The 11,969-nt window shown below is 37.9% G+C and carries 6 protein-coding genes and 3 pseudogenes; 1 reads left to right on the top strand and 8 read right to left on the bottom strand.

Annotated features, from left to right (window positions below; genetic code table 11):
- Positions 1 to 456: 456 nt before the first annotated feature.
- Entirely contained in the window at positions 457 to 666 is a 210-nt protein-coding gene (locus JCM17102_RS19940; RefSeq protein ID WP_025076437.1) for a hypothetical protein, read from the bottom strand.
- Positions 667 to 688: 22 nt separating this feature from the next.
- Here JCM17102_RS19940 and JCM17102_RS30500 point away from each other — a divergent pair, with 22 nt between their 5' ends.
- Positions 689 to 994 carry a hypothetical protein gene (locus tag JCM17102_RS30500; protein WP_136498629.1) on the top strand — a complete coding sequence of 102 codons (306 nt, stop codon included), beginning with the start codon at positions 689 to 691 and terminating at the stop codon, positions 992 to 994.
- 299 nt (positions 995 to 1,293) lie between these two features.
- On the opposite strand, the gene JCM17102_RS19930 is transcribed toward JCM17102_RS30500, so the two are convergent.
- From JCM17102_RS19930 to JCM17102_RS19900, 7 genes and pseudogenes are all read right to left on the bottom strand, one after another.
- Positions 1,294 to 2,349: a DUF4973 domain-containing protein gene (locus JCM17102_RS19930; protein WP_025076435.1), complete on the bottom strand. Its 1,056-nt coding sequence runs from the start codon at positions 2,347 to 2,349 to the stop codon at positions 1,294 to 1,296.
- 22 nt (positions 2,350 to 2,371) lie between these two features.
- Positions 2,372 to 4,417 (bottom strand): RagB/SusD family nutrient uptake outer membrane protein, encoded by a 2,046-nt coding sequence (locus JCM17102_RS19925; protein ID WP_025076434.1) that lies wholly within the window; start codon positions 4,415 to 4,417, stop codon positions 2,372 to 2,374.
- A gap of 16 nt (positions 4,418 to 4,433) precedes the next feature.
- A pseudogene (locus JCM17102_RS28600) lies at positions 4,434 to 7,534 on the bottom strand (SusC/RagA family TonB-linked outer membrane protein).
- An 11-nt stretch (positions 7,535 to 7,545) separates the two neighbouring features.
- Positions 7,546 to 9,060, bottom strand: a complete 1,515-nt coding sequence (locus JCM17102_RS19915; protein ID WP_033887168.1) for an IPT/TIG domain-containing protein — start codon at positions 9,058 to 9,060, stop codon at positions 7,546 to 7,548.
- 207 nt (positions 9,061 to 9,267) lie between these two features.
- A pseudogene (locus JCM17102_RS32045) lies at positions 9,268 to 10,455 on the bottom strand (glycoside hydrolase family 76 protein); the annotation flags it as partial.
- 75 nt (positions 10,456 to 10,530) lie between these two features.
- A pseudogene (locus JCM17102_RS32040) lies at positions 10,531 to 11,265 on the bottom strand (DUF1735 domain-containing protein); the annotation flags it as partial.
- Between the two features lie 192 nt (positions 11,266 to 11,457).
- The coding region (locus JCM17102_RS19900) for a DUF1793 domain-containing protein (protein ID WP_025076431.1) at positions 11,458 to 11,969 on the bottom strand (512 nt) is incomplete at its 5' end.

Raw genomic sequence — 11,969 nt, 5'->3', positions numbered from 1 at the left:
GATTAACTTTACGCATGAAGGTTTACTGTTACATTCTATTTTTTCTTGTAGATATTGTTTTTACCCCATAATAAGGAATATCTGTAAAACCATTCAAAAGTCATAGATTACAAAAGTAAATATAATAATGAATATACCAGTTATCATCTCAAAAAAAAATGAATATGCTATAGTTATTGTACACCAATTAGTCTAACCAACCATTGTAAGTAAGAGGTTGAATTCCAAAAAGAGTTTTGATACAACCTCTTATTACTTATTTAATTTAAACCACTATTACTCCTATTCAATCTGCTGATCTTTATCATGAATAATGTATTGAGGTCACGCCGCATAGACAAAGTATCCTGCAGTGTATATGGTAAACGTTATTCGCGACTAGTATAATAATAATCCACAAACTTATAATCAATATAAAGTGTATAGTAGATGCACTTCAGATACGGTTTAGTCACATCATCCAGTTCCTCTATCATATATCATATAATAAGATTGGTTAGATCCCAGTTCAAAAGCATTACCCGCTACTTTATCATCATTTTCACTCCAAAGCTTCAGTTTCTTCTTCTGAAAATCAATCTTCTCATCAGTAAATTCAAAAAACAGTTTACAAATTTTACGGTCCAAATAATCTACATCCTCATTCCCGCATATATAAAATTTCATAATAAATCTTATCCATTTTACCATGACACTATTTGTTCAGTTTTTTAATATCCCCTCATCTACAGCAATGTGTACGGCAGTTTGTCCCCGTCTATCCATCATAGCTGCTTGTACTTCTGCGGGAGTACCTCCATTAGACAATGGGCTAGCTGATAAAGCAGTATATGTACACGAAGCATCAAGACATACTCTTCGTACATACTTTTTGGATAAGCCATTTGACCTTAGTCCACCCAAACGTACGAAACAGAATCCAGTAATAATAAGCTTTCAAAAACGAGCCTGTGCTTTTAAATCAGCACGCTCCTCATCTGTAAATTCCGTATAACACTTGGGTAAAGTTGACAAAGTCTATTTAAACAATACAAATCTTGCTTATGCTCTCTCAGATACTGCTCCAGATATTGGTAATGTGAAAGAAACTGTCTTTTTTTCCACGATGAGACCCACTCAGCCAATCACAACATTTTCCATATCAGATTTTAGGATAGGTAAATCCACTTTTGGACATTCGTGTTTACTTATCAGAGACACTTCAACAAATGTTCTAGAGTATTGATAATAAATAAAAAGGAAATCTGAAAAACAGATTTCCTTTTTATTTATTAGACTAGTAATTAATAGAAATTACCACTCAATAGCTTGATCTTCATCAGGAATTTGAGTATTGATATCACGTGACAGAGTCATTGAACCCTTAACATGATAACGAATTTTTGCTCCTTCTACAGGTATGTAATTAAAATAATAATCAATATTATTGATAATCACATAACGATGTTCCAAATAAGGACGTGTTTCATCCATTGATGATAATATACGGAAAGAAGGAATAACTCCCTCAGTAGGTTTAAAATCAATTTCCTCCGCATTATCGCAAGACAAAGTGACAGGTCCATTCGTCTCACCATTAAATGTAAACTTAATCTTGTATTTCTTACGGTCAGTGTAGTCTTCATCTACAATACCTGCATAAGTAAAGATTGAATTTTCATCGACCACATATCCTCTTACCGACGATTTTGTAATAGACTCAGAAGTTTCAGTTTCTTTACCATCTACTACCATCACAACTTTGTTAGCTAGTAAAGCACCGGAATAATCGCCCGAATAATCATTATATGGGAAAATTCTCAGTATAGCTTTTGCATAATTTTTACGTGGATGCGATTGATAATCGTAAGAAGGGTTATCTGTGATTTGTAAAGGAAATACCCATTTATCTGACATGTCAATGCCCTTAAAATTAAAACTGAGGTTCAATAATCCAACGTCCTCACCTGCATTGATCTGCATCGTTTCCGGAAAAGAAGCATATGTATATCCTTCTTTTCCCATATCCTCATAAAACAGGTCCGTACGAGTAGCATAGCGGGCAAGATTTAATGTTCTTAAAGTATCGGGATCATGTGCTACATGTACTGTGATGTTTTGTTGATTAATCAATGAACCGCTAACAATCACTGGTAGTTGGTAATTTGACTTACCTTCTCCACCTGCTGTATAATTCCCGTCTTTATCCCTACGGCTATACGGCACATAAATGTTTGTTACACCCTTACTGTCCAATGGCGAACGGAAAGAAATGTAGTGTTCATATTGTTCCTCTTCCCATTCAGAGTTACAGGAAGCCCCCAACAAGGTCATTGCTGCTAAGGCTACTAAAGTATATATTTTTTTCATATATCTGTCTTTTGTTAGAAAATTAATCAAACATAGTCCATCCCGGATTCTGAGTCAGGCGTGGATTACGTTTCAACTCACTGTGCTTGATTGGCCAGAGCCACAACTTCTCAGAGAAGGTAGATGGAAGGTTGTAAATAGGAATCGGAGAATGGAACTCATCCCTGTTAGCTTCGGCCACAAATACATTACAGCCATAGATCTGTAATGCTTCTTCTATTGGAGCATCCTTCCAGCGACGAAGATCAAAATAGCGCTTTCCTTCTCCCATCAGCTCAATCATACGTTCACGTTTCAAAGCTTTACGTAACTCGTCTTTACTTGCATACTGAGTTTCTGTATAATCAGGAAGACCGGCACGAATACGTACAGGATGAATACCCTTCTGCATTTCTTCTTTATTACGACTAATTGTATAAGTCATCGATTCATCCCAAGAAGGAATATTATAGGTGCCATCTAATTCATTTAAAGCTTCTGCATAAAGTAATAAAATATCAGCATAACGAATTGCAGTTTCTGCTTTTGCGACATAGTTTCCCGGATAATCATTCGGATGTACGAACTTTTTAATACCGATGCCAGTGCGTAAATAGAACCCATCATTACGGTAACCATCCGGACTTGCAAAATAATACCATACTTGCTGATTACGTTTATTATCTTCTTCTTTAGTGCTCAAATAGTACCATGTACTGCCATTATAAGCAATAGAAGCATAAAAACGTGGTTCACGATCGGCATACTGTACAGAAACATTATTCTCTATGTTACAGTATTTATAGTCTTCCGCTTTGTGTGAACCGTCACCAATAAATCCAGTCAAGCGTGCACTTCCATCACCACGTCCAATTTCATTATCTTTTCCTTGAACATCTTTTCCATCTGCCATGTAGTAAGCATCACACATCTTTTGTGTTATTCCATGACAGTTCCATCCTCCATCATCTTTCGGCATCTGGTGAAGTACCATCATATCAATGCTTGTAGCACCACGAGTAAAAATCAACTCTTTATTGTTAGCTGGTAGTAAAGTTCCATCAAACAACATACGATATGATTTGAGTGGATCTATGTTAGCCCAACCATACGGCCATGTTTTACCGGAAAAATTATTATCATTTGGAGGGGTTATAGTCGGACGATCTGACGGACCGTTGTCAGATGTCGAATAACCAACATAGTTTAATTCATAAACTCCCAAATTCATGACATCTTTACAAGCTGCAGCTGCTCTTGCCCATTTCTCTTCGCTGTATTCAGCAGAAAGCAAACGGCGGCCTTCATCATCAACTAACTGTTGTGCATATCCATCATTATTACCATTGGCAAAGGGACTTGCAGCAAAGATCAGCGCATAAGCACGAGCTGCTAAAGCAGCACCTCTTGTTGGACGGCTCACAGCATAATTATCAGTACGGAAATCATATTGCAATTCTTTGGCAGCCTGTATCATTTCATCACTAATGAACTCTGCTACTTCTTCATATGAACTACGAGGAGTAGCTATCTGCTCATAACTCTGGGTATAATCTACCCCTTCATCCGGCATAATGGGTACAGGGCCGTAGCGACGCAACAGTAGCCAGTAATAATAAGCACGTACGAAACGAGCTTGTCCTTTATAGTCCAGAATTTCCCAGTCAGCCATCTCCTTACATTTATCAATGTTGTGGATAAAAACGGAAGCTTGATAAATACCTTTGTAACAAGCTCCCCATGCTCCAACATTATAGGAGTTTTCATCATATTCTCCTAATTTAAACATGTTGTACGACAATTCATTTTTAGTTGCATCAATAGTTTTATCGCGATCACCATAATACATGTCATCCGCAAAGCAGAAAGGATTGTAGCCTACATCTTTAGTTGTCACTTCATTATTTTCCCCTTTTAAGAATGAGTAGGCATATGCCAACCACTCTTCCGCATGGGTTTTGCTTTCAAAAACCGCCTCAATTGTCAAACGGTCTCTAAAGTATTTATCCGAATCAAGCTGGTCGGCACAGGAAGCAAAAACTCCTATCCCCAGTACAGCTAGCAATAATATATAAATTTTCTTTATCATAATCTCAGATTGTATTTTATAAGTTAACGGTTAATCCCATTGTGATTGATTTAGTCAAAGGATAATCCTCCCCACGTGGATTGGCTGATTCAGGATCCCATGTTTTGAAACTTGACCATGTAATCAAGTTAGAGCCTGCAACATATACACGAATGTTATTGAGATGTATTTTATTGACAAGACTCTTCGGTAATGTATAACCGATGTCAAGATTCTTTAGACGCACATATCGTCCGTTACGCATCCAGAAAGTAGAGGTCTGTTGATTATTGTTATTTCCACCGTAACTAAGTCTCGGATAAGATGCATTCGGATTTTCATTAGCTTGTAATCCCAGTTTGTCAGCTGTATCAGAATCTATCCAACGATCATTGATCATATCCTTGAATATGTTACCCCAATCACTTTCGCTGAATGCATATACGCACTTACCATAAATTGGGAAAGTCGATTTACCCGCTCCCTGGAAGTGAATATTAAAGTCAAACCCTTTCCATGCAAATGAAGCACCTATACCATAAACCAAGTTCGGGCGAGTAGTAGCACCGATCGCTACTTGATCTTGTGAATTAATAACACCATCACCGTTTACATCTTTGTATTTGATATCACCTGGTTGTACTGTTCCAAATTCCTGTTTTGGACTATTGCGGATATCATTATAGTCTTTAAACAATCCCAATGCTACCAATCCTTTTAACTGGTTAACGCGATAACCACTTTCGTATTCATATGGATATACCTTGGTTTCCTCATCTTTTTCCAATACTTCATTTTTACTGTAGGTTATGTTACCGCGAAGGGTCATATCTACTTTACCGACTTTCTGTTTAAAGGCAAAATTACCATCAAATCCTTTGGAACTAACTTCACCAACATTTGCACGAGGAGTACTGTCTAGGCCAACAATTTCGGGCAAGTACGAACGTCTCATATAAATACCTGTACGTTTTTCGTAGAAATAGTCGATTGTCGCTGTAAACTTGTCATTAAACAAAGACAGGTCTATACCCAAGTCATCCTTGGTTGCAATTTCCCAAGTAATTCCTGGAGACGCAACTTGTGTGTAACGCGTTCCGCTATACGATCTTTCATAATCACCAAATCCCCAGTTATATCCAGCTCCACCAGTATCTATTGTATACAAGTACGGGAAACGTACCTGTGAATTTCCTTCCATCAAGTTGTCATTACCAACTTTACCATGTGAATAACGAACTTTAAACATATTCATCCATTTCAGATTCTTCTTGATAAATGGTTCTTCTGCTATGTTCCAAGCGGCAGAGAATGCCGGGAAAAATCCGTATTGGTGTCCTTTAGCGAAGTTTTCTGAGCCACTATAACCAAAATTGAAATCAAAGAAATAACGGTAATTCCAATTGTAAGTGACACGTCCTGCTAAAGCTTGGTTACGACGGGCAATACCAGTTTTAAGATCAGAGCCAATGTCAACAGTTTGCTTTTTCGCATCTTGTGTATAACGCATCGTTACTCCGGCATGATGATTAGCAAATCCACGATCCCAACTTAACAACAGGTCTAAGAACTCCCGGCGATTACCGGTACTTCCACTTGACTGATACATGTCTTGTTCATCAAACATTTTGTCGAAGATTATTTCTCCAGTTGTCTGATTTCGTCCGTTAGCCTTATACATTGCCGGACGACGACGACGATTGATTGAACTCCAGTTTTCTGTATCATATCCGAAACGACCGACAAAACGCAAACCTTTAGTAATAAAATCAAAGTTCTGTTCTAATGTTACATTGCTCTGAAGCTTGTTATTCCATTCTTCATTGTAACCAGTCTGTGTAGCAGATACCCAAGGATTAAACTTGTAATCATCTCTATGAGAAACAGAGGCATAACCATTTGAATAATAAATTGGTGACGAAATAGCATTGTAACCAAAAAGTTCACCCCACAAGTCATTGTCACCCAGTCCCGGACTATTACGTTTGTCAAGAGATCCTGATACTCCTACTTTCAATACAGTACTTTTAGTGATATCAATATCTACATTCATACGATAGTTCCAACGTTTGTAATTGGCATTCGTATCGTAATCTTTTCTCAGTGTCTCATCTGTTTTGTACATACCCTGATCTTCTACATAACTTGCAGATACATAATAACGTGCAGTGCTACCACCACCGCTCATGTTCAAGTTAGCGCGGTAACTCCATGCACCATCTTTTAGAATCAAGTCTTTCCAATCTACATTTGGATAAAAATCCGGATCCATCTGTGTACGAATCAGTTCCAGTTCTTCCGGTTGGTAAACCATACCCAAATTACGGGTTACCTGCGCTTCATTAACCAAGTTGGCATAAGTGAGACCATCTACAAACTCCGGAGTAATGGTACGAGTATTGTAAGAAGTTTCCACCTTAGCATCGATTTTAACCTTTCCCGCCTTACCGTGTTTGGTAGTAATCAATACTACACCATTGGCACCTTTCGTACCATAAATAGCTGTTGCCGAAGCATCCTTCAATACAGTGAACGATTCGATATCTTCAATGTTAATTTCATCTAGATTGTCACGTTCAAAACCATCTACCAAGATATAAGCACTAGTACCTGCACCAAAAGTGGAAATACCGCGAATCCAAAACTCAGAAGTACTCTTTCCCGGTTGTCCAGAAGTTTGTTGGGTTAAGATACCAGGTACGTTACCAGCAATGCATTGGAAAGGTTAGAAGTTGGGAAACGTTTCAAATCTTCAACTTTAACATTGGTTACGGCACCAGTTACAGTTAGTTTCTTTTGAGTTCCCATACCGGTTACAACAACTTCATCCAACACGCTGGCAGCCGACTCTTTCATCTTAACAGCAACGGTACGTTGTTCTTTGACAAGAACTTCTACATTATCGTATCCGATATATGAGAATACCAAATAATGATAAGGTTCTATTTTAATAGTATACTTACCGTTTATATCGGTAATGGTACCCATACCCGGTACGTCTTTTACGGTGATATTAACACCGATCATCGGTTCACCCTGCATATCGGTAACTGTACCGTTCACAGAGACTGTTTGTTGTGCCAGCATCGTTAAAGGGACAACTAGTATCAACAAAAAGATAGTTAAATACTTTTTCATATATTGTGTGTTTATTCGTTAGATTCTGTTGTTTCTTCTTCCTCCATTGAAATGGTACGGATAGTATGACCTACCTCATCATGAATATAAAATATATTCTTATCCTCGTCATAAACAATCCCACAGACATCACGGAAACGTGCTACTTCACGTAAGTCACCGTCATCGGTACCCCACTGATTGTTGTCGGCAATAGCAGTTGTCGTGCCTCGGCCTGCATAAGTTGATACGATACCATCAGGAGTCATCTTTCGAACACAGAAATTCAATCGGTCTACAAAATAAAAATCATATTCATCCTCCTGACCTGCATATTCCTTATTGCGCACAAATACACCCTGGCAAGGATTGTTCATACGGGCTGACGTGCCCACATCATCCTTATAGCCACTAACTTTATACCCTCCTGCAACAGTATAAGGAGTCACAAATTCTTTTGTCACTTCATTATAATCAGATCGCATGAAATAATGATTATTAATCACACCGAAATAAGCATATTTTCCAGTCGGATGAATAAAGATTTGGAATTCCCAACTTGGGTCAGCAATAGTAAACAATTGTTTAAATGCAGAGTTTTGTGTTACATTCGCATTCCAATTTTGTCCAGATTCTATGGTTTCAAAATAATCATCTAAATTCAACCTGAATACTTGCCCGTATTCATAACTATTAAAATATAATTCTCCATTAATCGGATGAATAGTGGCGCCATTACATTGTTTATAAGCAGCCAATAATTGTATATCAGATCTGTCATCAAATGTACCGTCAGAGTTACGTTTGATAATATATACGCTAGGACTCGTGTTACCTTGACCGTCATAATCGATAGACACAATCATATACTGTGCTTCTGTTGCATATTTTCCTGCTTTATTGAAATCAATACTACGTATACGGTTTGTAGGTACAGTATTAATATTCAACGGAGTAGAAAGCATACGTTTTTCCAGGTCGATTAATTGGATAGCCTTATGTCCATCATAACAGATATATAAGTGATCTTTGTTTAACGGATCGAAAGCCAAACGACCAGTATTACTAAAACCACAACACCTAACATTATCTGGACCATCGAATGGACCATCTCTCCAGCCCTGATCATCGCGATTGTTACGGTAACCACAAAGCGTTCCTACTACCATCTTCTTTTGGTATTCGAATGCAGTACTTGCAACCGTTGTTACCGTGTTTTCTCCTTCACCTACAGTAACTTCAATTTCACCACTGAAAGCTCCTGAAGGGACAAAACAATAGATATAATTGTTTTTCACATTAATAACAACTGCCTCCCTTCCACCAATTGTTACTTTGACATTCGAAACATCCGTTCCAAAATTCTCACCTGAAATGAGCAACTTTTGGTAAGCTCCTCCATCCTTTGGGGTAAAATCAGAAATAACTACGGGTTTCGAAGGATCAAAAACCCCTTCTCCCGTATTGCTCTCGTCTTTGCAGCTATAAATGCAAATCGTGAATAATGCCAGTAGTAGCCACCGACATTCTTTCAATACTTTTTTCATTTTACATTTCATGTTTTCCATTTTAGTTAATAATAAAATTTGTGAATATCTCATATTGCGTTTTTTACAAGATCCAAAATATCATAAAGCTTATCTGAAAGCCGATCAAGACAAGTGATGATATCAACAGAGTATGTTCCTTTGTTTTGCATTCTATGTTTTCTTATTTCAATATATTGGGGAAGCCACATTCTCTTAAAGAACTAACTAATCCTGTGAGAAGAGTAACATTAATGCCGGAATCCCTGATGCATAATAACTCTCAAGTTTAGAACCTTCCTTAACCGAAACCCAAGCCTCTCCGCCACATAAATCACGCACCTTGTCCCGATTCGACCATCCGATGGCGATGTTGCGCTCCAAGAAAGAACGATATTTCTCTTGTCTGCAATCATTCACCAGCAAATCCATGTATTGAGCAAAAATTGCTGTATAGATTCCTTGTTCTGCACCAGTCTCAAATGGCAGCAAACTATACTCTTTGGACATCTCATTTACCACATAATCAGCAGCTTTAATAGCATTGGACAGATATATTTGATCGTTCGTTACTTTATAAAGCAAACAGGAGGCCCCTATGAAAGTGGACTGATTGTAGACATGCGTTTTCCAATCCGGATTCTGGCCCCCATGTTTACTATCAGCCACACGACCATTATTTACATCAAATAGGTTCTTTACTCCCCAAGCATAGATTTCTTTCCCTTTTTCCAGATAGAAGTCTTTTGTGTGGTAGGCAGGACGGCAAACTGTCTCATTCGCTGAATTCTTAAATTCAAGAGGAGAAGGATCAGCAATACGTTCTGAAGGGATGTTGTTATAAAGAATCATTGCCGCTATCACAGTTGGAAAATTAATACAGGACATCTTTCCATGATCTGCTTTGTTTGGATCAGCATATTCAATCGGTTGCCATTGCCAGAACATGCCACCCCCCAAATCTTTGGATGGATCGGCATAGGAACCTGTATCCTTGACACGAGGAGAACCATACCACACACGTGAAAAGGCTGCTTCGGACAACGTTAAATACTCATCAACCTTAAATAACTCATAGGCGCGTGCCAAAGTAATGGTCCACCACTGAATATCATCATAAATAAACCAGCCTGTATTGGTATTACTGTCATCAAAGTCAAAGTTTACATAATGTTTTTTGTTACCGGAGAAGATTTTCTCACAGAGCTCCTTATATTCAATCTCACGAGTTAAATCACCTTCCTTTTGGGCACGTTTATAAGCATTCATTGCCATATCCCAATATGTCGGTTGGCACCAAATTGCAGCTGCACCGCCCCAACGGTCTACTGCAGCCTTTTGTTCTGTATCGGACTTGTAAATAAACTTATTGGTATCCAGTAAATACTTGTTGAATGCATCGAATGCCTGCCAAGTTTTATAAGTACGGATAACCGTTATATAACAAATGCGGCTATCACCAATTACCTTATCAAAATCTGATTGTATCTTGAGAGGTAACAGGTAATATTTTAATCCCAGTTTCGATCGGTTAATTGTGAGTGTGGCAGAAGAGGAATCGTCTCCAACTTCATATTGCAGAGGTACTTCACCAAGATTGCAGGCGTTTTCGGGCATCAACTCATATTGGGACTCATTTGATGCATTGAATGCATCAACTAATTGTTGAGCATTATCGGGGATTGTAAGCATACAATTGAAATCCCAGGCACTTGGTACCAGCTTTCCATTTTCTTTGAAATTGTATTTGGTGTCCAATTGCACATCAACCGTAGCCTCAGATAATACGACATTAACATTATAGGCTGAAAATTCAATTCTGGGAACATCTAAAGAAATATATAAAAGTAAATCTTGACGTTTTTCTGAAACCTCCATATCCGTACTCTCCAAACGTAAAGGAATTACATATTCTAGATTATTTTCCTCTATTAACTTAATAAGCTTAAGCGGACTAAGTTCAATATCTATTTTATGAGAAGATTCTTCTTCTGTAAAAGCAAAAGTCTGTGGATTAATTATATACAGACCAGAAGGTAGAGAGACATAAGAAGTTCCTCTACTTTGATTATAAGCGGCCAATTCTTCTTCTGACCATGTACATATATTGGCATTCGCTTCGAAGTCAGCATTATTGCCACCTTTGAATACTGATAATGAATAAACATACTTATCCTCAAGAACAGATACGGAAACCATTTTCAAACCATTCTCCTGTAAATACATATAAGATGTTTGTGTTGTCGAATCATCATCACCATCGACAATAGAAGTATTATCCTCCTTTCCACAAGCACTGACCATTAGTAGACAGGTAAGCAGGAAGAAAAAGATTTCTCCTGATGACATACTTTTATGTATTCTACTTAGATATTTTTCAATTCCAAGCATAGATTAATTGTACTTTAATAGTTTGGTTTATTTTCCTTGCATTTTTTTCATCAATACCTGCATCCAATATCCTCCAATTACAGAGCGAGCTTTAAAACCTACACATTCACCACTGTCCGTATGATGCCAGTCACTGATAGGTACACGAGTTTTTGTTTCATTAATGTATTTATAAAGGGGATCTATAAACTTCTCGAATATATTCTGGTCGGGTGCCATTGCCGCCGTCCACATAATCCAGTCCGATTTAGTGTACTCTTTACGGGAATCCAGAGGTAAACCATAGAGATTCTGCTTGGTCTGATAATACTTGATTTCTTTCTCGATCACGTTATTGGGAAAGAGATTCAGGTTCCACATTTTGTCCCAAACCATATTATATTTTTGACTCCAAGTATCTTTACGATCAAAAGCCAAACGATAATGATCACCTTCATTCGCCATTTTTTCCCATTTCACCGCCATATTTTTTGCAATAACAGCGTATTTGTCCGCGACATCATCCAAACCAAGTAGACGTGCCATCTCACTATATCCAG

Source organism: Bacteroides faecichinchillae JCM 17102 (genome assembly GCF_000614145.1).
GTDB lineage: Bacteria > Bacteroidota > Bacteroidia > Bacteroidales > Bacteroidaceae > Bacteroides > Bacteroides faecichinchillae.
The sequence above is the reverse complement of the archived record's forward strand: the minus strand, read 5'-3'. Positions and strand labels throughout refer to the sequence as shown.